Origin of the sequence: Bradyrhizobium sp. 63_E2_N1_3, from assembly GCF_052076005.1 — a bacterium.
GTDB classification, from domain to species: Bacteria; Pseudomonadota; Alphaproteobacteria; order Rhizobiales; family Xanthobacteraceae; genus Bradyrhizobium; species Bradyrhizobium barranii.
The window spans coordinates 7,756,292-7,776,659 of record NZ_CP197235.1 but is presented as its reverse complement, the minus strand read 5'-3'; the positions used below and the strand labels follow the sequence as shown (position 1 = coordinate 7,776,659).

Genomic DNA, 20,368 nt, shown 5'->3' with positions numbered 1-20,368 from the left:
TCATGGCAGCATTAGACCGATGTTTCGGCGGGATGCAACGGCGCCAGGCGCAGGGCTTCACTCCTACCCCGCAAGCAGCGCGGCATTGCCGCCGGCTGCCGCGGTGTTGATCGTCACGGTCTGCTCGGTCGCAAAGCGTGCGAGATAATGCGGGCCGCCCGCTTTCGGGCCGGTTCCGGACAGCCCGTTGCCGCCGAATGGCTGCACGCCGACCACGGCGCCGATCATGTTGCGGTTGACATAGATGTTGCCGACCTGGACGCGATCGATGATCGCCTCGATGGTGTCGTCGATCCGGGAGTGAATGCCGAGCGTGAGTCCATAGCCGCTGCGCTCGATCGCCTGCAGGACGCGGTCGAGGTTTTCCGCGCGATAGCGCACGACGTGCAGGATCGGGCCGAACACCTCCTCGGTGAGCTGGCCGGCGTCCTTGAGCTCGAAAATGTGCGGGGCGACGAAGCAGCCGTCGGGCGCAGTGCCTGCAAAGTGTAGCCGCGCCTCGCACTTCATCCGCGCGATATGCGCATCGAGGCGCTGCTTGGCCTCAGCGTCGATCACCGGACCGACATGGGTCGCGACATCGCCGGGGTCGCCGATCTTCAATTCGCGCGCCGCGCCCGCGATCATCTCGATCATGCGGTCGGCGACATCCTCCTGCACGAACAGCAGCCGCAGCGCCGAGCAGCGCTGGCCGGCGGAGCGGAAGGCCGAGGTCACGACGTCGTCGGCGACCTGCTCGGGCAGCGCGGTCGCATCCGCGATCATGGCGTTGATACCGCCGGTCTCCGCGATCAGCGGCACGATCGGCCCCTCCTTGGCGGCGAGCGTCCGGTTGATCAGGCGCGCGACCTCGGTCGAGCCGGTGAAGACGACGCCGGCGATGTCGGCATGCGCCGTCAGCACGGCGCCGATGCGGCCGTCACCGGTGACGAGATGCAGCGCGCTCCTGGGAATGCCGGCCTCGTGCAGCAGCGCTACGGCCTCACGCGCGATGCGCGGCGTCTGCTCGGCGGGTTTTGCGATCACGCTGTTTCCGGCCATCAGCGCCGCCGTGACCTGGCCCATGAAGATCGCCAGCGGGAAATTCCACGGCGAGATCGCGACGAAGGCGCCGCGGCCGCGCATCGCGAGCGCATTGCTCTCGCCGGTCGGGCCCGGCATGGCGGCCTCAACGCCGAACAGCTTTCGACCCTGTGCGGCATAGTAGCGGCAGAAGTCGGCGGCCTCGCGCAGCTCCGATAGCGCATCGTCCAGCGTCTTGCCGCCCTCGGCTTGCAGCAGCGCGATGAAATGGGCGCTCCGGCTCTCCAACAGATGCGCGGCCTGCTCCAGTGCGGCCGCGCGCGTGGCCGCCGGCGTTCGGCTCCAGGCGGCAAAGCCGGCGCGCGCAGCAGTCACCGACGCATTGGCTCGGTCCGGCGTTGTGTCGGCTATGGGCTTGAGGTCGGCTGCCTCGGCCTTCGCGTCCGCCAGCAGCCGGTCGAGCGCCGCGCGCGCGCCGAATTCGACGCCGCGCGAATTGCGCCGGTCCGGCGCGAACAGATCGCCCGGCAACGGAATTCTGGGATGGGCCGCCGCTTGCGGCCGGACGATGGCATCGGCCGGACGCTGCAACAGCGCCACAACCGGCACACGATAGTCGGCCGCCTGCGCCACGAACGACGAGTTGGCGCCGTTCTCCAGCAGCCGCCGCACCAGATAGGCGAGCAGGTCGCGATGGCTGCCGACCGGGGCATAGGTGCGGTAGGCGATGTCAGGATGATCCTTGGCGAGCTGTTCGTAGAGCGCTTCGCCCATGCCGTGCAGGCGCTGGAATTCGAAGCCGCCGCCATCTTGCGCAAGCTCCAGCACGGTCGCGACCGTCAGCGCGTTGTGGGTGGCGAATTGCGGAAAGATGCGCGGCCGCAGACTCAAAAGCTTCGAAGCGCAGGCGACGTAGTTCAGATCCGTCATCGCCTTGCGCGTGAACACGGGATAGCCGTCCAGCCCGCGCTCCTGCGCGCGCTTGATCTCGGTGTCCCAATAGGCGCCCTTGACCAGCCGCACCATCAGCTTGCGGTCATGCGCGCGGGCGAGCGCGTCGACATAGTCGATCACGGCGCTCGCGCGCTTCTGATAGGCCTGGATCGCCAGGCCAAAGCCGTCCCAGCCGCTGAGCGAGGGATCGGCGAGCGTTGCCGCGATCACGTCGAGCGACAGCTCCAGCCGGTCCGCTTCCTCGGCGTCGACGGTGAAGTTCAAATCATGCGCCTTGGCGCGCTGCGCCAGGTCCAGCAGTTGCGGCACCAGCTCGCCCATCACGCGGTTGCGGCTGATGGCCTCGAAGCGCGGATGCAGCGCCGACAGCTTGACCGAGATGCCGGGCCGGTCGGGCAGGGGATAGCTGCCCGCAGCCTTGCCGATGGTCAGAATCGCGCTCGCATAGGCGTCGAAATAGCGCCTGGCGTCCTCCGCCGTGCGCGCGCCCTCGCCGAGCATGTCGAAGGAGTAGCGCGTCTTTTGGCCGGAGCGCGGCTTACCCCGCTCCAGCGCCTGCTCGATGGTCTCCCCCAGCACGAAATGGTTGCCCATCAGCCGCATCGCCTGGCGCGTGGCGGTGCGCACCGCCGGCGCGCCCAGCCGCTTCACCAGCCGGCCGATGGTGCCGTCGGGCGTCTCGCCGGGCTGGATCACTCGCGCCGAGAGGCCGAGCGCCCAGGCCGAGGCATTGACCAGGAAGGCCGTGGACTTGGTCTCGTGGTGGATGAAGTCGCCTTCGCCGAGCTTGTCCTCGATGAACTGGTCGGCGGTGCGCGCGTCGGGCACGCGGAGCAGCGCCTCGGCCAGCACCATCAGGGCGAGCCCCTCCTTGGTCGAAAGCGCGAACTCCCGCAGCATGTCCTCGACCCCGCCAAGCCGGTCGTCGCGCTTGCGGATCGCCTCGATCAGCCGCGTCGCGGTGCGGTCGATCCGCGCCTCCTGCGGCGGGCCGAGATGCGAAGCGGGCAAGAGTCGCGCGGCAATCTCGGCATCATCGGGCGCATAGGGGGCGGTGAAGGGCGGCGGGATGTTCGGCATGGCGTGTCCTGTGGCTCGAATCCAGGATAAGGCCCGCTAGACCGTAGTTCGATAGACAAATTAGCCATTTTGCCTTAGAAAATGAAGATCATTGGTACATTGGCCACATAAAATATGGAACTCGATCGAATCGACCGGAAGATCCTCTCAATTCTGCAGCAGGACGGGCGCATCGCCAATGTCGAGCTTGCGGAGCGCATCGGGCTTTCGCCGACCTCGGTCGGCGAGCGGCTGAAGCGGTTGCAGCGGGAGGGCTTTGTCGAGGGCTACGGCGCGCGGCTCAATCCGCACCGGCTCGGCCTGGGTCTTCTGGTGTTCGTCGAGGTGCTGCTCGACAAGACCACGCCGGACAATTTCGAGCGGTTCGCGCGCGCGGTGAAACTCGCACCCGAGGTGCTGGAGTGTCACATGGTTGCAGGAGGCTTCGACTATCTTGTGAAGGCGCGGCTTGCGGACATGACCGCCTATCGACGCTTCCTCGGCGAGACGTTGCTGTCGATGCCGGGCGTGCGCGAGACGCGAACCTATGCGGTGATGGAAGAGATCAAGCGCGACGCACCATTGCCGGTGGACTAACGAGTCGTTCGTGAAGAACTGGCGGCGGCGCCCGGCTCAAGCGGTGTTTCGAGCCGGGACGGTCTCGAAGAAGGCTCGGATGATGACACGCAAGAGCTCTGCGAGCCATCGCAGCAGCAGACCGAAGTTATAGCCGGCGGCGGCGAGAACAGCGTTGATGCGGTCGCCGAGGCGTCCCTTGAGATAATTTCTGTCCATGCGGTGCTCGGCCTTGACGTGGCCGATGACAGGCTCGACAGCCGCGCGACGCTTCATCTCGCGACGGATGGAAGCTGTGACGCGGCGGACCTGACCCGAGATCCAGACCCTGAACCGATGCGGGTGGTTGTGACCGCGATATCCTTTGTCGACGTGGATACGGCGAGTCTCCACCCCGGTGAGCTTCTCCATGTCGGCGATTACGGGACCGAGCGTGTGCCCATCGAAGGGATTGCCATGCAGGGCCTTGGCATGGAGCACGAACTGGCCGCCCTTCGGAGACGTCACAGGGGTGGCGATGCTGACCTTGCAGCCGAACTCGTAGGGCGCGCGGGCTTTACCTTTGCCGATGCACTCAACCTCCGGAGCATGTAACGCATAGACCTTCGGACCGCGCTGATGCTGATCCTGGCTGCGCACCTGCTGCGCTAAACCGAGCAACGGGCCGAAGCGAGCTTCCAGCACCGTATCGCCATCAATCTTGCGGCGGATGTCGCGGATGATCCGGCCAAGCCGTGTCCGCAGGAACTTGAGCTGCCGCCGGGCGCGTTTGAACTGGTGGGCGTGGGTATAGCGGCCGGTCATGATGGCGGCGCGCTTGGCCAGGCGCAGATAGCTCTGGCGTAGCGGCACACGGTTGCACTTGGCGAGCCCGACCAGCTTGGTGATTGCTCGATGCAGCAGCCGCGCGTCGGTCGGATGTGCAACCGCCTTGGGCTGCACTGTGGTATCGACGACCACCCGTTCCAGGTCCTTGGGACCGATGGCGCCGGTCTTGTGCGCCACTGAAAGACTTTCCTGGATCAGGGCGACGAGCTGTTCCTCGCCGAGCCGCTGCCGCCAGCGTGTCATCGACGATCGATCGAACGGCAGACGGTGGCAGAAGCTCAATTCGCCGCAGAAGTATTGGTAATAGGGGTTCTCGATCCAGCGAGCGCACAGCACCTCATCTGACAGGTTGTGCATGTGCTTCAAAATGAACAGGCCGGCGACTAGCCGCGTCGGCAAGCCCGGCTGGCCCGACCCTGCTTGGCACACTGAACTGAAGCGCTCATTCAGGATGTTCCAGTCGATCAGCGCTGCCAACCGCACCAGCGGATGACCCATGTCGATGATCTGATCAAGCGCCGGAAGCAACAGGTCTTTCTGGCGATCATCCCTCGGCTTGCTCATCGCATTCCCCAATGTCGACGACGCCGTCAGGGAATCACGAATCGCCCAAAAGCAAAATCCTAAAACGCAAGAAAGCGAGGTCCAACACCCCGCTTTCCTGCAAAATCGAATACTACATCAAGACAAATTCTGCTTATTTCTCAGATCAATCCGCATTCTTCACGGACGACTAACGAAGGGCCGTCGCGATTGTCATTGCTGTGGCGTTGAACGAGCGGTCTTCGCGGGAAAATAGCTCTCCGTGTGCAATCGCAACGCCCGTCGTCGAATGCACTGGCCGTCTTCTAAAATTTTTTTGGCCCGGCTCCCGGACAGATCCGGGAGGCAGCAAAGGCTGCCGGGCTTATACTTTGAGGTTCTCTGCGGAGGTCTTGCCCCGGTTTGCGATCTCTTCGTATTCCACCGTCTGTCCTTCGTTCAGGGACGACAGACCGGCTTTCTGCACTGCCGAGATATGCACGAACACATCCTTGCCGCCCGACGCAGGCTGGATAAATCCATAACCCTTCGTCGGGTTGAACCACTTGACCGTACCTTTAGCCATCACGTCTTCTCCGCGGGTCTTCCTCCGAGATCTCGAACCGCCAGTCCCCGCCAACCGGCCGGTTCGGTCCTAACAGGATACGCGGAATGTGGCCGGCTTGGTAGCTCAAACCATATCGGCATTTCGCCGAATTCCGCTCAACTTCGCAGCGATTTTGCCGATTCTGCCCGTTTCGCGGTCAATTGATCGGCACGCCGCGCGCCATCCGTCAATAAGTCGCGGCCAGATAATCGACGATCTTGCCGACATCGGCATCGTCGATCGGGGCGCCATAGACCTTGATCATCTTGGTCACCTCGGCCTGCCAAAAACCTTTCTTGTCCTTCATCGGCGGCTGCGTGTTGACGTAATCGGCCGAGTGGCAGGCGCTGCAATTGCCCTGCACGACCTCGAGATTGGGGCCTGGCTTGAAGGCCGCGACCTCGTCGGGCGTCTTGTAGTTGAGCGGCGCTGCAAGCGCCGAACCCACCATTGCGGCGACGGTGAGTGAGATGGCGAGGAGAACGGTGCGCTGCATGATCATTCTCTCTCAGGCCACGGTGACGCGGACGGTTTCGACGACGTTGCGTAGATAACCCGCAGGGTTCCAGCGTGGCGCATCCGGCTGGGTCTCGCCGCCATTGCCGGTGGCGCGCACCCTGAGCTCGTGGGCGCCCGCCGCGAGCTTCACCGGCAGCTTCCATTCACAGAATGAGTATTTGCCGAGATCCTTGCCGAGCTTGGCGCTGACCCAGGTCTTGCCGCCGTCGGTGGAAACCTGGACGTCCTTGATGCCCTTGCCGCCGTCGAAGGCGATGCCGCGCAGCGTCGTGCCGCCTGCCTTCAGCTTGGCACCGTCGGGAACGCTGGTGATGAAGGATCGGATGGTGAAGCGGTTGATCGGGATCGTCGCCTTCGGCGCGGTGCCCGGCTCGACCGCATTGTTCGGCGTGTCCGGAATGCGATAGGCCGACTTCATCCAGAAGCCGTCATAGACATTGTCGATGACGGTGATCTCGTTGAGGTGCTTGACCCAGTAGGTGCCGTAATAGCCGGGGACGATCAGGCGCAGCGGAAAGCCGTTGAGGAACGGCAGGTCCTCGCCGTTCATGCCATAGGCCAGCATCACCTCGCCGTCGGTGGCGTGCTCGAGATCGAGCGCCTTGACGAAATCGGGCGTCTTGTCGCTGACGGGGCCGTCCATGCCGTTGAAGGTGACCTGCTTGGCGCCGCTCTGCACGCCTGCCATCTCCAGCACGGCCTTCAGCGGCACGCCGCGCCAGCGCGCATTGCCCATCGCGCCGTTGGCGAGCTGGCCACCGGCGACACGCGGCTCGGAGAAGCCGCGGCTGTTGCCGGAGCACTGGTTGACGGCGACGATCTCGGTCGCCTTCATTTTCCTGATGTCCTTGAGCGACAGCTTGAGCGGCTTGTCGACCTTGCCCTTGACCTCGAGCGTGAACTTGTCGGGATCGAGATTGTAAGGCAGGTCCGAGAGGTGATAGCGCACGAAGAACGCGTTATTCGGCGTGATCGGACCGTCGTTGAAGATCGCGAACGGCGTCTCGAGCTGCGGCGGCCGGCTGGTCAGGCCGATCATCGGCCGCTTCTGCGGATATTTCACCAGCGGCCGCTCGCCATTGGCGAAGGGAAGCGTGACGGTGTCGAGTGCCAGCGCCTTGGTGGAATTCAGTGTGGCCGCCATAGCGGCAAGGCCCGCTCCTTTGAGCAGGTCGCGTCGATCGAACATTCTCGTCTCCTCCCGGAGCTTTTCGTTGGACCGCAGTCATCACCGCGATCCCGCGCTCATCTGTCGCAACGATCGAGATGAAGTCAATTCGTGCTTTCGCAGCAGGCCCATGTCGCTGCGTTGCAGCAAGCCGGTGTTACGTTCGTAACGAGATTGCCGAGCTGTAGCCGCAGTGACAGTGCACTCCCTCTCCCCGCAAGCGGGGAGAGGTGAAGAATCAAGCTGCGACGCGCTCGCTTCGGTCAACCAGCGCCGACAGCTGCCTCGTGTCCGCAACCACGCGCACGGCCAGGGGCTCGTCGCGGCCGCGGATCGCGACCTCCTGCTGCGGCAGCGCATCGTCGGCAAGGCCCGCGGTACGGCGGACCTCCTCCGAGACGATTGCTTCGCAGGCCAGTGTCTTGGTCATGTCCTGGAGCCGGGCCGCGACGTTGACGGCATCGCCGAGCGCGGTGAAGACGATGTGATCGCGATAGCCGATGTCGCCGATGATGACCTCGCCGCCGTGAATGCCGATGCCGAAGCGGATCGGCTGGCGGAGATCGTGGCTCAGGAGCTCGTTGAGCTCGTCGATATGCGTGGCGATGCCGGCGGCAGCCTTCAGCGCTTGCCGGCAGGCGGTCTCCGGATCGGCTGACAGCCCGAACAGCGCCAGCATGCCGTCGCCGACGAACTGGTTCGGCTGGCCGCCATTCTCGATCACGGCCCGCGAGACGGCGCCGAGGAAACGATTGACGATGAAAACGGTGTCGAATGGCAGCCGCTTCTCGGCAAGCTGCGTCGAACCGCGCATGTCCACGAACAGGCTGACGAGGTAGCGCTCCTGGCCGATTCTGGCCGATGTCGAGGCCTGCCCGTCCGCCGAATGCGTGTGGGGCGTGAACAGCTGGAAGAAGGAGAGGTCGGAGTCCGGCCGCAGCTGGCAGGCAAGCCGGATCGAGGGATCGGCAGTGCCGACGCGCGCGAGCACGAAGGCCTCGCGCTGCGACGGCTCGGGCAGGGCGGCATGGTCACCGATGATGCGGATGCGGCAGGTCGAGCAGCGGGCGCGGCCGCCGCAGACGCTGGCATGCGGCACATTGTGGCGCAGGCTCGCCTCCAGCACGGAGAGGCCCTTCGGCACGCGCACCGTCTTGCCGTTGCCGTAGGACAGCGCGATCATGCCGCGGCGCCGCTCGCGCAAGGCGCGCACGCCGCGTGCCGCCAGCGCCAGTCCGAGCAGGCCGACATAGCCGATGGTGAGGCCGCCGGTGATGCGGTCGAGCGTCGCGGCTTCCGCGGTCGAGCCGAGCTGGCGGCGGGTGAGATTGTGCGTGCGCCATTCGCCGTCGTCGACCTCGATCTGCACACTGCGTCCGCCCTGGTAGACGCCGAGCAGCGACAGCGTCGGGATCAGCACGGCGGCGGCGAGCAGATAAGGCGCGGCGCGCGCGAAGAACGGCTTCAGGCGCAGCCAGAAATAGATGCCGATGCAGCCATGGACCCAGGCGATGATCAGCAGGACCGTCATGGTCCAGATGCGGTTCGACGTGACGAAGAACAGATAGAGTTCCTGCGGATAGAGCTTCTGGTGTCCGTACAACGTGTAGCCGAGCCGGACGCCGATCACATGGGCCATGACGAGGGCGGGGATGCTCAGGCCCAGCACGAGCTGGAGCGGCTCGATCGTTCGCCAGCGGAACTGGCGGCGCTGATAGAGCGCGTAGATTCCGAGCCCCATATGCGTGAGCGCGGCCGTATAGAACACGATCGCGATGGGGAGGAACCGCCAGAACGCCGTGTGATAGTAGACCCCGATCTCCATGGCATCGACCGAGATGTTGCCGAGCGCATGGTTGAGGAAATGGCTCACCACGTAGGAGAACAGGATGACGCCGCAGACCAGCCGAACCTGCCGCATGCTGGTCGCGCGGGACAGTTCGGACAATCGTGAGGATGCAGTGGCCATGATTCGGTTTGTATCAGTTCATGAAGGAGAACAGCCAGCGTAGCGTTTAATTCCAGGGGCGGACAGCTGGCCTGATCACATGCGCGGCAAGGTTACCGAACCGTAGGGTGGGCAAAGGCGCGCGCCACACCCACCGCTGTCGTCCCGGACAAGCGGCGCGGCGATCCGGGATCCATAGCCACAGGATCGGATTTGACGAAGACTCGTGGTTACCAGTTCGCGCCACGACTCCTCCCTGTGGCTATGGGTCCCGGGCTCGCGACTATGTCGCGCCCCGGGACGACAGCGATATGCGCGGCGCCCCCGCATTGACTCCCCCTCCCAGGTTGGCGAAAAGCGCGGCCGTGACGACAGCCCCTGATATCACTACGCCCGCAGCCGGCGCCGTGCGCCGGCCCCTCGTCGTGGCCGTGCTCGTCATCGCCGCGATGACGCTGCTGCGCATCGTCTACGCCTCCGCCATCGAGCTGCGCACCGACGAGGCCTATTACTGGACCTGGTCGAAGGAGGGAGCGCTCAGCTTCCTCGATCATCCTCCCATGATCGCCTGGTTCATCCGTTTTGGTACCGCGATCTTCGGCGACACCGTGCTCGGCGTCCGTTTCGGCGGCATCGTCGCGATGCTGGTCACGCAGCTGCTGCTCGCCGACATCGTCCGCCGCCTCACTCATGATGCGCGCGCCATCATGTTCGCGGTGCTGATGCCGGAGGCTGCGCTCTATTACGGCCTGCTGATGGCCAAGGTCGCGCCGGACGTTGCCATGATCCCGTTCGCGGTGGCGATGATGTGGTCCCTGGTGCGGCTCGCGCAGGGCGGCGATGGACGCTGGTGGCTGGCGGCGGGCCTGTTCGCCGGACTGTCGATGTTGTCGAAATTCACCGCGATCATGTTCGCGCCGGCGGTCGCCGCGTTTCTGCTGGTGCCGGATTGGCGCTGGCGCTGGCTGCGCAGTCCTTACCCCTATCTCGCGGTGCTGATCGCGATTGCCGTGTTCTCCCCGGTGCTGATCTGGAACGCGCAGCACGACTGGGCCTCGTTCCGTTTCCAGGGTGTGCGGGCCACCGCCAATTACGGCATCTCGCTGCGCACGATCGGCGACTACATCGGCCTGCAATTCGGCCTGGTCGGCTTCGTCATGCTGCCGGTCGTGCTGTCAGGCCTCGTGATGACGGCGTGGCGCGGCTATCGCACGCGCGAGCCGGTCGCGATCCTGCTGTCGACCGCGGTGCTGGTGCCGTTCCTCTATTTCTTGTTCAAGTCGACGACGCTCAGGGTCGGCGACACCTGGCCGATGTTCATGTGGCCGGTCGGCTTTGCCGCCGCCGCGGTCAACCTCGTCATGCTGTCGCGCGAGCACTGGTCGGCGCGGATGATCCGGTCGAGCATTTTCTGGCTCAACACGGCGGTCGTCACGGGGATCGCCTTCGTCGTCATCGTGTTCCTGTACTACGTCGCCGCGCCCTGGAATCTCCTCGGCAAGATCGATCCGATCGGCGCCGAGGCCGGCTACGAGCAGGTAGCTGCGCGTGCGCAGGCCGCGCTCGACGAGACCGGCGCGACCTGGATCGCGACGACGGACTATCGCACCTACGCGATGATGCGCTGGTTGTTCAGGGGCCGCGTGCCCGTCGTCGAGATCAACGAACGCGGCCGCTTCCAGGATTTTCGCGATCCCGGCATCGATCGGATCAGCGGGCATGCAGGCATCTATGTCGGGCGAGAGCCGGACAATCGCGCACCGGTGTGGGGATCGATCCCGGCGAAGCGCGAGCAGCTCGGCCAGGTCGAACGTCGGTGGCGCGGCGTTCTGACGGATACCTACGTGATTGAGAAGCTCACCGGCTGGACGCCGGAACTCTCGCCGCCAACGGATTCGCCGCTGTTTCAATGGCGGGTGCTGGCGGGGGAATTCGAGAAACGTACGCTCGCCTAGCGAGGCAACCTTCTTCCCTTCTCCCCTTGTGGGGTCCCAAAGGCAAACGAGGCCACGCGTTGAAGCGGCCTAGCGTGACATGAGAACAACATAGAGCAGAAATCTGAGCTGATCGCTTAGCTGCAACCAGCATTTTTCCCGACATTCACAGGCCGCCATCCCAGATTACCACCCGCTCAAGCATTTAAGCCGCTAAGCTGGAGCTATCGTGACGAAACATATTTTCTCTTATTGATATTATCTGCGGGGATAGGACATGTTTGATGTCTATCGCAATGGCAAGCGGGACTTCCTCGTCGTCAGCAACGGCTCTCCGATGCCCGCGCTCTACTCTTCCAACAAATGGCGCAAGAGCAGAGCGAGAGTTCTCAAGGTCAGCGACGAGATCAGGGCAGCCGTCCAGGAGCGAGGTTATTATCTTGGCAGCGTGCGGGTGACCAAGAAGGACCTGATCCACACCGGGTGCACCGTTGCCGATACGACACCGGGCAATCTCTAAACATCCGGCCGACTAGGTCGGCAACCGCGCCAGCCCGGCCTCAATCACGACGATGTCTTCCTCGATCTGCCGGATGGTACTCCTGCAGTCGATCCCGGTACATGCATCGAGATCTGCGATAAGTTTGCGACGCTGTGTCCGAAGCTCATCAAGAGCTGCTTGGTCCTTGAGGGAAACGTAGCCCTCCACGATCAGCTCAATTGCACCTGCCGCCATCAAACTCCCCACGCCTTGTTAGCCCCGTCAAGGCACTCCCGACCAGGCGAGGATCGATCGTGCCAATTGGTTGCGCGGCTCAATCCCGCGCACTGAGTTCTTCCAGAACAACGCGCCTCCGCAGCTCGTGCGCAGCAGCGGTCAAATGAGACCCTGCGATCAGCCCGAGCCGCTTCAATCTTGGGAGAGCGACGGGGTCACACAGCTCGATCGGGAGCCCGGCGCCCAATATCGCAATGGCGCGTTGCTCCTCAGCGTCGAGATCAGTCCAGGGGATGCCCTTCATCACCGGCCTCAAATCGTCCAGTGCACCTCAAAATCCAAACGCGCGCCTGATTTGCCGCAGCATATCCGTGGCCGCGTCGGTGTACCGACCATTGGTCAGGTATCGATCCAGCTGCAGTGTGCTGATCAGCGCCACAAGCGCTGCCATTAAGCCCTTAAACATTGGGCCTCTCCTGAAAGAGACCGCCAACCGAGCGTGTCGAAATATTGAGACGTTCTCAGAATGCGCGCCGCATATGGCGGCCTAATATGCAAATGGTGACATTGACTGGTAACCAGTTTCTTAACGGGCTGATGCGCCGTGGTATGGGGCGGCCAGAGGCTGACTTGAAAGCGGCGACTTGAATTGCCGCCTCCTTGTGCTCAGTTGCCATTAACTGCGGCACATAATCCTCCAATACTCGAAAGGGCTAACTCGATAGTTCGCTTGCGAGGTGCGGCTTGACTGAGCAAGGTCATTTTACCGGACAATTGCCCTTTAACCCCGTCCGGGTCTGCCTCAGATCAGCCGGCGAGGGATGATATTCCGCTCGTTGGCTCGATTGGGTGGCATCAGCTGCTCGGAGCCTTTCGTGTGGTCCTTTGCTGTTGCGGCACTGTTCCTGGCGCTGTTGGTGTTTGGTGCGGTCGGGTTTATCATTGTCAGCTTCGACTTTCCCGATGAACCGCGAGCTTAAGCTTCGCTCATTCAGGCGCCGCGCCATGTGTCGGTCCGGCGAATGGCGCGAACGATGGCGCGGATAGCGCCGCTACTCCTCGTCCTTCTTCCGCAGCAGATCCGTCGCGAGGTCCGACAGTTTTGGCGGCGGCAGCGCCGCGAACGGCAGCGGGCGCGTCACGTCGATCGCGGCCAGACCCAGCCGCGCGGTCAGCAATCCGTTCAGCACACCTTCGCCGAGCCGCTGCGACAGCTTTGCCGCGATGCCATGGCCGAGCATCTGCTGCACCAGGCTGTCGCTCGCGGCCATGCCGCCGGTGATAGCGAGATGGGCGATCACGTGGCGGAGCAGGCGGATCATGCCGAGCGCGCCGGGGCGGCCGCCATAGAGAAAAGCGAGCTGACGGATCAGGCGCAACGCGGCTACGAACACGAACAATACGTCGATCGCCGCGCGTGGTGAAACTGCGGTCACGATCGAGACTTTTTGTGCGGCCGACGACACCAGTCGCCGCGCTTCCGCATCCAGCGGCGACATCAATTCGCGCTCGGCAAGCCGGATCATGTCGGCGCCGTCGATGATCTCGCCCGTGTGGCTCTCCAGCGTCGCGCGCGCGCGTGCAAGCTGCGGATTTTGGTGCGCGATCTTGAGCAGGTCCTGCACGATCACGCGGCTCTCCTTGCGGTCGTCACTGGCAAGGACTGCCGCGGCGCGCGCATGCAGCTTCTCGATGGTTGCAAGGCGCGCCAGACCAAAGGCCTCGCGCCCGATCACCACCGCGAGCGCCAGTGCGGTGACGAAGGCGAATGCGAGGCCGACGAAGCCGAGCGTTTCGCTGCGCGCAAACAGATCCTCGATCAGACGGACCACGCCGAGCCCGGTGCCGAGCAGCGTCAGCCCGCCGAGCCCGGACCAGAACAGCGTGCCCCAGGGAAAGCCGCGACGCGCCGGGAGCGCGGCCTCGATCGGCACCGGCAATGCCTGCGGATCGTGCTCGGGCGTGATCTGGATCGTGGTGCGGCCAAGCCGCGCCGCTTCGTCGGCTTCGGTGACAACGACGCCGGGATCGTCGAGCCGGAACGTCGCCGGCCGCCGCGGCTTGGATCGGTCGTTCATGACAGCTTGTCTCCGATCAGGAACTGCAGGGCACGGTCGAGGCGGATGTGTGGCAGCGCCGGCTCGTCATTGCCTTCGCGTTCGAGCTTTGGCGGACGGAAGCGCAGGAAGCGAAAATCGCTCTTCTCGGCGGCCTGGGTCGCGAGGCCCCGGAATGCGTCGGTGCCGTTGAACAGCGCCTCGGGGTCCGGCGGCAGGTCACCCGGAAAGGTCGCAACCTCCGTGTTGCCGTCAAAGAACTCGCCGCCGGCGCTTTCGCCGGCCGCTGGCGTTCCCAGGATCGACGGCAATTTGTCGCGGCCATGCGCGACCTGGGCCTCGCGCGTGGCGCGAACGGCGGCGAGCGCCACCACGTCGATCTCCGCGCCGGTATCTTCCGCACGCACCACTGCCCGGGTGACCGCGCGGCGCAGCACCGCCTCGAGCCGGTCGTGACTGGAATGATGCAGATGGTCCGCCTTGGTCGCCGCGAACAGGATGCGGTCGATACGCGGCCGGAACAGGCTGGAGAGGAACGTGCTGCGGCCGATGCGGAAGCAGTCGAGAATTCCGGCAAGCGCGGCTTCGAGATCGTGCAGCGCTTCGGGGCCGGAGTTGAACGCGGCGAGCGCATCGGCCAGCACGATCTGGCGATCGAGCCGGGCAAAATGATCATGGAAGAACGGCCGCACCACGACGTCCTTGTAGGCCTCGAAGCGGCGGACCATCATCGCCCACAGCGAGCCGTCCGGTGCCTGGCCGCCCACGCGTACGTCGAGCGGCGCAAAAGTCAGCGCCGGCGTGTCGGCGAGATTGCCGGGCATCAGGAAGCGGCCGGGCGGCAGCAGGCTCATCGCAAAGCGCTCGTCGCGGCAGGCGCGCAAATAGCCGGTGAAGAGCTTTGCCGCGGTGAGCGTCGCCTGCTCGTCCTCGCGCGCCTCGGGCTTGAGCGTCGCGAGATGCGCGTGCCAATCCCCCGCAAGATGCGCGCGGGGCGCCTCGCGCGACAGCGCGAGGCTTTCGACCGACCATTGCTCATAGCTCTTCTGGAGCAGCGGCAGGTCGAGCAACCACTCGCCGGGATAATCGACGATGTCGAGCGTCAATGTGCGATCGGCGCCGTTCTGGCGCTGATAGTCGATGACGAGCCTGAGTTCGCTGATGTCGACGGTCGAGTTCGGCCAGCGCCGCTCCTCGAGCAGCGCGCGCAAATGGTTCTCATAGGCGAAGCGCGGCACGGCGTCGTCCGGCTGCGGCGCCAGATGCGCCCGCGCGATCCGGCCGGAGGCATAGGCCTCGAACACCGGAAAGCGGCCGCCGCGGGTGAGGCCGTGGATCAGCGCGGTGATGAATACGGTCTTACCGGCCCGTGACAGGCCGGTGACCCCGAGACGCACCGTCGGGTTGAAGAAGTGCTCGCCATAGTCGATCAGCGCCCTGGCCGACAGCCGCGCTTCTTCGACCATATCCTGGAAACTGAATGCCATATGAACGTGATTGATCTCGGGGCGGGCGGAACAGTGAAGCCGTTCACAAAAGTGGCAATTGCGTAGGGAAAATCAAGCTTCATACTTCCACCGCCTTTGTCGGCAAATCAGCCGTTTGAACGATGCGCCGATCGCGAAAGACCCTACAAGAGGGCATTGTCTGAGCCTTGCGGATTGCCATGACCGTCTTCCAGCTGAAACAGCTCGCATCCACCTCCGTCCACGCCGCGGCCGACGCGATCGGCTGGAACTACGACCGTGCCGAATTGATCGCGGACGGCGTGATCCACGCGATCGGCGTGTTCTGCGGCATCGTCGCCGCCACGGTCCTGGTGGTGCTGACGGCGGTTTATGCCGACGCCACCAACATCGTCGGGGTCTCGATCTATGTCGCCGGCCTGCTCTCGATGCTGGTGCTGTCGGCGACCTATAATCTCTGGCCGGTCTCGCCGGCCAAATGGCTGCTGCGGCGGTTCGACCATTGCGCGATCTATCTGCTGATCGCGGCGACCTATACGCCGTTCATCCTCGAGGTGAGGGACAGTGTGTTCGCGCTGGTGCTGCTCGGCGGCGTCTGGTGCGTCGCGATCCTCGGTATCGTGCTGAAACTTCTCTACCCCGGCCGGTTCGACCGCGTCGCAGTCGGAATCTATCTCGCGATGGGCTGGAGCGGCGTGATGGTCTACGACGCCGTGGTCAAGGCGCTGCCTGCGCTGGTGCTGGGCTTCATCCTTGCGGGCGGCCTGCTCTACAGCTTTGGCGTGATCTTCCATGCCTGGCGGCGGCTGCGCTTCCAGAATGCGATCTGGCACGGCTTTGTCTTGGCCGGCGCGGCGTGCCATTATACCGCGGTGCTCGACCTCGTGTTGAGCTGAGCAAGATCCGCGAAGCGGAATTAGCGAAGCGGTATAAGATAGCGAAGCGCTATCCGAAAAGAGAAGCGCTACAAGACAAAGAGGAGACGTCGCATGCAGGTGACCGGCAAGGTCGTGGTCGTCACGGGCGGCGCAAACGGCATCGGCAAGGCGCTGTGCGAGGCCTTCCACAAGGCGGGTGCCGCCAAGGTCGTCGTCGCGGACATGGACGCCGCCAATGCAAGAGCCGTCGCCGCCACGGTGGATGGTGCGGCCTTCAGATGCGACGTCGCGCAGGAAAAAGAGATCGCCCACGTCATCGAGGAGACCGAGCGGCAGTTCGGCCCGATCGAATTGTTCTGCTCCAATGCCGGCATCGGCGGCGGCTTCGATCCGATGTCGGTGAATGCCGGCGGCGCCTCGGACGAGCCCTGGCAGCGGAGCTGGGCGATCCATGTCATGGCCCATGTCTATGCGGCGCGGTATCTCATTCCCCGCATGAAGGCGCGCGGCGGCGGCTATTTCCTCAACACGATCTCGGCGGCAGGCCTGCTGTCGCAGGTCGGAAGCCCCGCCTATTCCACCACCAAGCACGCCGCGGTCGGCTTTGCCGAAAATCTTGCGATCTCGCACAAGGCGGACAATATCAAGGTCTCGATCCTCTGTCCGCAGGGCGTCGACACCAACATGCTGCGCTCGATCCCGAAGGGCCCGCAATCCGGCGACGGCGATCTCACGCCGGAGCAGGTCGCGAAAGACGTGCTCGCCGGCCTCGCGCAGGAGACCTTCCTGATCCTGCCGCACCCCCAGGTGCTCGGCTACATGCGCAAGAAGACCGAGAATTACGACCGCTGGATCGGCGGCATGGCCAAGATCCAGGCGAAGATGCGGGAGGAGTTCGGGAAGTAGCCGGCGCAGTTTCCGCGATTGACCCTGTCATGCCCCGCCTAGTGCGCAATTGCGTACGGGGGGCGGGACACCTAGCTACGCCGCCGACTCCCCCTCGTCCTCCATCCGGCTCTGCCGCAGCGCCCGCGCATAGAGCATCATGCCCTCGCGCACCGTGCGCTGCTCGGTCTCTGTCAGCGCGGCCAGCGCGCCGCGCACCTGCTGGCGTCCGAACGCGTGCAGCGCCTCCAGCGTGCGCCGGCCCTTCGCCGTCAGCGACAACAGCTTGCTGCGCGCATCGGCTTCATCAGGCGTCTCCCGCAGCTCGCCGCAATCGACCAGCTTGCGCACCAGGCGGCTGACGCTGGATTTCTCCAGCCGCAGGAAATCGCCGAGCTCGCCTGAGTTCATCGGGCCGCGGATGCCGATCTCCAAAATGGTGTGCACCGCCGAGGGCGGATAGTCCGAGGCCGCCACCGTCGCATCCATGAAGCCGAGCTCCCGCACCATCAATCGCGAGGCGGCGCGGATGTCGTCGATCAGCGCAAGCTCGGCCATCTTGACTCCCAGCATATAGTTGTATCATACAACTATATGCGCGCAACGTCGCGCGCAAGCGTTTTGGAGTGAGCCATGAGCGGAACTGTGCCGGCCGGGATGCGGATGAGAGGCAAGGTCTGCCTCGTCACGGGCGGCGGCAGCGGCATCGGCCGCGCCACGGCGCTGCGGATGGCCTCGGAAGGCGCCGAGGCGATCGTCGTTGCGGGGCGGCGCGAAGCCGAAATCAAGGACACCGCCGCAGCGTGCCGGGAGCTCGGCGCTGACGCGATCGCGATCCAAACCGACATCACGCAAGAGGATGACGTCGAACGTCTGGTTCGCACGGCGGTCGAGCGTTGCGGCCGGCTCGATGTCGCCTTCAACAATGCCGGATTCCAGGAGCGCCGTGCGCCGCTGGAAGAGCAGGGCACGGAGATCTACGACACGGTGTTCGACACCAATGTCCGTGCGCTGTTCCTGTGCCTGCGCCATCAATTGCCGGCGATGCTGGCGCAGGGCCGCGGCAGCATCGTCGTCAACGCCTCCGTCAGCGGCGTGCGCAATCCCAATCCCGGCTTCTCGCTCTACTCGGCCTCGAAGGCCGCCGCGATCTCGCTGACACGCTCGGCCGCGATGGAGAATGCCCCGCGCGGCATCCGCATCAACGCGATTGCGCCGGGCCGGGTCGTCACCGACATGATGCTGCGCGCCGGCGTCGGCGATGTCGCGACCGTCAGTGCGGGCCTGCCGCTGCGGCGGATGGGGAGCCCGGAGGAAGTCGCGGAGGCCGTGGTGTGGCTGTCGTCCGACGCGTCATCCTATGTCGTCGGGCACGTGCTGGCGGCGGACGGGGGATTCTTGGCGTCGTGATGTCGTAGTCGTAGTTCGTAGCCCGGATGGAGCGCAGCGTAATCCGGGGCCGACTCGCTTGCGGCACGATTCCCGGATTTCGCTTCGCTCCATCCGGGCTACGCGCCCCCCTAATGCTTCTGCCCGTACAGCACCGGCACCGTCGAATCCACGACGACCTCGACGAGGCTCGTCCCCTCGAACGCCATTCCGCGCTCGAGCGCCTCGCCCAGTTCCGCGGCCTTGCTCACCCGCACCGCATGGCAGCCCATGCCCTCGGCGAGCCTGACGAAATCGATCCCCGGCAGTTCCAGCCCCGGCACGTTCCTCACCTGCATCACCTGGCTGAACGAGCGCATCGCGCCGTAGCCGGAATTGTTGATGACGACAATGGTCAGCGGCAGTTTTCGTTGCGCGGCGGTCCACAGCGCCTGGATCGAATACATCGCCGAGCCGTCGCCGATCAGGCACACCGTCCGCTGCTTCGGCTTGCCGAGCGCCATGCCGACCGCGGCGGGCAGCGAGTAACCGAGGCCGCCGCTCGCCATCGTGTAGAAACTGTCCTGGCCGCGCATCGGCATGAACTTCTGCATCGCCGGCCGGTGCGAGGGCACTTCCTCGACCAGTGACGCGTCGTCCGGCATCGCCTGCGACAGCGTATGCAGCAGGAATTCAACCGGCAGCGGATCGGCGGCCTGCGGTGCCGACGGCAGCGTGCGGCCCTTTGGCGTGGCGCGTTTGCTCTCCGGCAGCAGGTCGAGCAGCAGGCTGAGCGCCGGCTTCATCGTCGCGACGATGCTGGTGCCGACCGGCGTCACCGCGGCCGCGTCCGGATCGTCGGTGATCTGGAAGATCGTCGCGCCGCTGTCGAAGATCGCGGCATGGCCCTCGACATGAAAGGTGAACACGGGCGCGCCGATAACCACGACCACATCGTGCTCACGCAGCGCGTCGGACAGCTGCGCCGGCGAGGCGTGCAGGAAGCCCGCGAACTGCGGATGACGCTCGGGGAACGAGCAGCGCGCGGAGAACGGGCTGACCCAGACGCTGGCCCTGGCCTTCTCGGCCACGCGCACCATCAAATCGACCGCGCCGGCGCGGTCGACGCCGGGGCCGACCACGAGGGCGGGATTCTTGGCTGAGCCGAGCGCGGCGACCAGCGCCTTCATCGCGTCAGGCTCGGGCCCGATCTCGCGGCTGACCTTGCGCGCATCGACCGGTGCGGTCGCATGGGCCCAATCGTCGATCGGGATCGACACGAAGGTCGGCCCGCAGGGCGGCTGCATCGCGGTGTAATAGGCCCGCGCGATCGCGGCCGGAACGTCCTCGGGCCGGGCCGGCTCGACGCTGTACTTGACGTAAGGCCGCGGGAATTCCGAGGCGCGCTCGGCATAGAGGAACGCCTGCAAGGGCAGGATCGAGCGCGCCTGCTGGCCCGCGGTGATCACGAGCGGCGTCTGGTTGCGGTGCGCGGTGTAGATATTGCCGAGCGCGTTGCCGACGCCGGCCGCCGAATGCAGATTGACGAAGCCGGCATTGCGCGTCGCCTGCGCGTAACCATCGGCCATGCCGACGGCGGAGGCTTCCTGCAACGCCAGCACATAGTCGATATCATCAGGCCAGTCGCTCAGGAACGGCAGCTCGGTCGAGCCGGGATTGCCGAACACCCTGTCGATGCCCAGCGAGCGCAGCAGATCGAGCGTCGCCTGCTTCACGGTGACGGACTTGCTGCCGCTCTTGCCGTTCTTGGCCATGGTTTCCGTCCCCTGTAAATTCCTCATCCTGAGGAGCGCGGAACGCGCGTCTCGAAGGATGAAGGCCCGGCTGGTGGCCTCGC

The 20,368-nt window shown here is 64.8% G+C and carries 18 protein-coding genes; 6 read left to right on the top strand and 12 right to left on the bottom strand.

Going from position 1 to position 20,368, the window contains the following annotated elements; translation table 11 throughout:
* Window positions 1-63: 63 nt before the first annotated feature.
* Window positions 64-3,057: a bifunctional proline dehydrogenase/L-glutamate gamma-semialdehyde dehydrogenase PutA gene (putA, locus tag AB7531_RS36880; RefSeq protein WP_441280245.1), complete on the bottom strand. Its 2,994-nt coding sequence runs from the start codon at window positions 3,055-3,057 to the stop codon at window positions 64-66.
* Window positions 3,058-3,171: 114 nt separating this feature from the next.
* Here putA and AB7531_RS36875 point away from each other — a divergent pair, with 114 nt between their 5' ends.
* A complete protein-coding gene (locus tag AB7531_RS36875) occupies window positions 3,172-3,633 on the top strand; it encodes an Lrp/AsnC ligand binding domain-containing protein (protein WP_038954741.1) in 462 nt (153 codons plus the stop codon).
* Between the two features lie 36 nt (window positions 3,634-3,669).
* On the opposite strand, the gene AB7531_RS36870 is transcribed toward AB7531_RS36875, so the two are convergent.
* The 5 genes from AB7531_RS36870 to AB7531_RS36850 all read right to left on the bottom strand — a co-directional run bounded on the left by AB7531_RS36870 (window position 3,670) and on the right by AB7531_RS36850 (window position 9,225).
* Window positions 3,670-5,004, bottom strand: a complete 1,335-nt coding sequence (locus AB7531_RS36870) for an IS5 family transposase (RefSeq protein WP_063982113.1) — start codon at window positions 5,002-5,004, stop codon at window positions 3,670-3,672.
* A 343-nt stretch (window positions 5,005-5,347) separates the two neighbouring features.
* Complete coding sequence (locus AB7531_RS36865) at window positions 5,348-5,548, bottom strand: cold-shock protein (RefSeq protein ID WP_008134691.1); 201 nt, start codon at window positions 5,546-5,548, stop codon at window positions 5,348-5,350.
* Between the two features lie 208 nt (window positions 5,549-5,756).
* Window positions 5,757-6,065, bottom strand: a complete 309-nt coding sequence (sorB, locus tag AB7531_RS36860; RefSeq protein ID WP_063985439.1) for a SorB family sulfite dehydrogenase c-type cytochrome subunit — start codon at window positions 6,063-6,065, stop codon at window positions 5,757-5,759.
* 12 nt (window positions 6,066-6,077) lie between these two features.
* On the bottom strand, window positions 6,078-7,277 hold the full coding sequence (gene sorA / locus AB7531_RS36855) for a SorA family sulfite dehydrogenase catalytic subunit (protein WP_063985438.1): 1,200 nt from the start codon (window positions 7,275-7,277) through the stop codon (window positions 6,078-6,080).
* A gap of 217 nt (window positions 7,278-7,494) precedes the next feature.
* Window positions 7,495-9,225, bottom strand: a complete 1,731-nt coding sequence (locus AB7531_RS36850; protein WP_155794894.1) for an adenylate/guanylate cyclase domain-containing protein — start codon at window positions 9,223-9,225, stop codon at window positions 7,495-7,497.
* A 428-nt stretch (window positions 9,226-9,653) separates the two neighbouring features.
* Between AB7531_RS36850 and AB7531_RS36845 the strand changes: the two genes are divergently transcribed.
* On the top strand, window positions 9,654-11,159 hold the full coding sequence (locus AB7531_RS36845; RefSeq protein ID WP_063986685.1) for a glycosyltransferase family 39 protein: 1,506 nt from the start codon (window positions 9,654-9,656) through the stop codon (window positions 11,157-11,159).
* Window positions 11,160-11,415: 256 nt separating this feature from the next.
* Complete coding sequence (locus AB7531_RS36840; RefSeq protein ID WP_063985436.1) at window positions 11,416-11,658, top strand: hypothetical protein; 243 nt, start codon at window positions 11,416-11,418, stop codon at window positions 11,656-11,658.
* 12 nt (window positions 11,659-11,670) lie between these two features.
* Here AB7531_RS36840 and AB7531_RS36835 read toward each other — a convergent pair whose 3' ends face one another.
* The 4 genes from AB7531_RS36835 to AB7531_RS36820 form a co-directional block, all read right to left on the bottom strand.
* On the bottom strand, window positions 11,671-11,874 hold the full coding sequence (locus AB7531_RS36835) for a hypothetical protein (RefSeq protein WP_063985435.1): 204 nt from the start codon (window positions 11,872-11,874) through the stop codon (window positions 11,671-11,673).
* Between the two features lie 313 nt (window positions 11,875-12,187).
* Window positions 12,188-12,322, bottom strand: coding sequence for a hypothetical protein (locus tag AB7531_RS36830; protein ID WP_256376432.1), 135 nt, complete (start codon window positions 12,320-12,322; stop codon window positions 12,188-12,190).
* A gap of 586 nt (window positions 12,323-12,908) precedes the next feature.
* A complete protein-coding gene (locus AB7531_RS36825) occupies window positions 12,909-13,934 on the bottom strand; it encodes a YcjF family protein (protein WP_063985433.1) in 1,026 nt (341 codons plus the stop codon).
* The gene (locus AB7531_RS36820; protein ID WP_063985432.1) at window positions 13,931-15,400 is read right to left on the bottom strand and encodes a YcjX family protein; all 1,470 of its coding nucleotides are present in this window, start codon (window positions 15,398-15,400) and stop codon (window positions 13,931-13,933) included. Before AB7531_RS36820 ends, AB7531_RS36825 begins: the two co-directional genes overlap by 4 nt.
* Window positions 15,401-15,579: 179 nt before the next feature.
* Between AB7531_RS36820 and trhA the strand changes: the two genes are divergently transcribed.
* Together trhA and AB7531_RS36810 are read left to right on the top strand one after the other, a co-directional pair.
* Window positions 15,580-16,275, top strand: coding sequence for a PAQR family membrane homeostasis protein TrhA (gene trhA / locus AB7531_RS36815; RefSeq protein WP_028151267.1), 696 nt, complete (start codon window positions 15,580-15,582; stop codon window positions 16,273-16,275).
* Between the two features lie 93 nt (window positions 16,276-16,368).
* A complete protein-coding gene (locus tag AB7531_RS36810; RefSeq protein ID WP_063985431.1) occupies window positions 16,369-17,163 on the top strand; it encodes an SDR family oxidoreductase in 795 nt (264 codons plus the stop codon).
* 75 nt (window positions 17,164-17,238) lie between these two features.
* Here the strand turns inward: AB7531_RS36810 and AB7531_RS36805 are convergent, their stop codons facing one another.
* On the bottom strand, window positions 17,239-17,700 hold the full coding sequence (locus tag AB7531_RS36805) for a MarR family winged helix-turn-helix transcriptional regulator (protein WP_084795397.1): 462 nt from the start codon (window positions 17,698-17,700) through the stop codon (window positions 17,239-17,241).
* A gap of 75 nt (window positions 17,701-17,775) precedes the next feature.
* On the opposite strand from AB7531_RS36805, the gene AB7531_RS36800 reads away from it, so the two are divergent.
* Window positions 17,776-18,552 (top strand): SDR family NAD(P)-dependent oxidoreductase, encoded by a 777-nt coding sequence (locus tag AB7531_RS36800; protein WP_063985429.1) that lies wholly within the window; start codon window positions 17,776-17,778, stop codon window positions 18,550-18,552.
* Window positions 18,553-18,662: 110 nt separating this feature from the next.
* On the opposite strand, the gene mdlC is transcribed toward AB7531_RS36800, so the two are convergent.
* The gene (gene mdlC, locus AB7531_RS36795) at window positions 18,663-20,285 is read right to left on the bottom strand and encodes a benzoylformate decarboxylase (RefSeq protein ID WP_063985428.1); all 1,623 of its coding nucleotides are present in this window, start codon (window positions 20,283-20,285) and stop codon (window positions 18,663-18,665) included.
* Window positions 20,286-20,368: the final 83 nt, after the last annotated feature.

Coding starts and splice junctions, on each gene's coding strand:
- trhA (WP_028151267.1), top strand. CDS start 15,580: ATGACCGTCTTCCAGCTGAAACAGCTCGCATCCACCTCCGTCCACGCC.
- putA (WP_441280245.1), bottom strand. CDS start 3,057: ATGCCGAACATCCCGCCGCCCTTCACCGCCCCCTATGCGCCCGATGAT.
- AB7531_RS36830 (WP_256376432.1), bottom strand. CDS start 12,322: ATGTTTAAGGGCTTAATGGCAGCGCTTGTGGCGCTGATCAGCACACTG.
- AB7531_RS36865 (WP_008134691.1), bottom strand. CDS start 5,548: ATGGCTAAAGGTACGGTCAAGTGGTTCAACCCGACGAAGGGTTATGGA.
- AB7531_RS36840 (WP_063985436.1), top strand. CDS start 11,416: ATGTTTGATGTCTATCGCAATGGCAAGCGGGACTTCCTCGTCGTCAGC.
- AB7531_RS36800 (WP_063985429.1), top strand. CDS start 17,776: ATGAGCGGAACTGTGCCGGCCGGGATGCGGATGAGAGGCAAGGTCTGC.
- mdlC (WP_063985428.1), bottom strand. CDS start 20,285: ATGGCCAAGAACGGCAAGAGCGGCAGCAAGTCCGTCACCGTGAAGCAG.
- AB7531_RS36820 (WP_063985432.1), bottom strand. CDS start 15,400: ATGGCATTCAGTTTCCAGGATATGGTCGAAGAAGCGCGGCTGTCGGCC.
- AB7531_RS36825 (WP_063985433.1), bottom strand. CDS start 13,934: ATGAACGACCGATCCAAGCCGCGGCGGCCGGCGACGTTCCGGCTCGAC.
- AB7531_RS36845 (WP_063986685.1), top strand. CDS start 9,654: ATGACGCTGCTGCGCATCGTCTACGCCTCCGCCATCGAGCTGCGCACC.
- AB7531_RS36805 (WP_084795397.1), bottom strand. CDS start 17,700: ATGGCCGAGCTTGCGCTGATCGACGACATCCGCGCCGCCTCGCGATTG.
- sorA (WP_063985438.1), bottom strand. CDS start 7,277: ATGTTCGATCGACGCGACCTGCTCAAAGGAGCGGGCCTTGCCGCTATG.
- sorB (WP_063985439.1), bottom strand. CDS start 6,065: ATGCAGCGCACCGTTCTCCTCGCCATCTCACTCACCGTCGCCGCAATG.
- AB7531_RS36835 (WP_063985435.1), bottom strand. CDS start 11,874: ATGGCGGCAGGTGCAATTGAGCTGATCGTGGAGGGCTACGTTTCCCTC.
- AB7531_RS36810 (WP_063985431.1), top strand. CDS start 16,369: ATGCAGGTGACCGGCAAGGTCGTGGTCGTCACGGGCGGCGCAAACGGC.
- AB7531_RS36875 (WP_038954741.1), top strand. CDS start 3,172: ATGGAACTCGATCGAATCGACCGGAAGATCCTCTCAATTCTGCAGCAG.
- AB7531_RS36870 (WP_063982113.1), bottom strand. CDS start 5,004: ATGAGCAAGCCGAGGGATGATCGCCAGAAAGACCTGTTGCTTCCGGCG.
- AB7531_RS36850 (WP_155794894.1), bottom strand. CDS start 9,225: ATGGCCACTGCATCCTCACGATTGTCCGAACTGTCCCGCGCGACCAGC.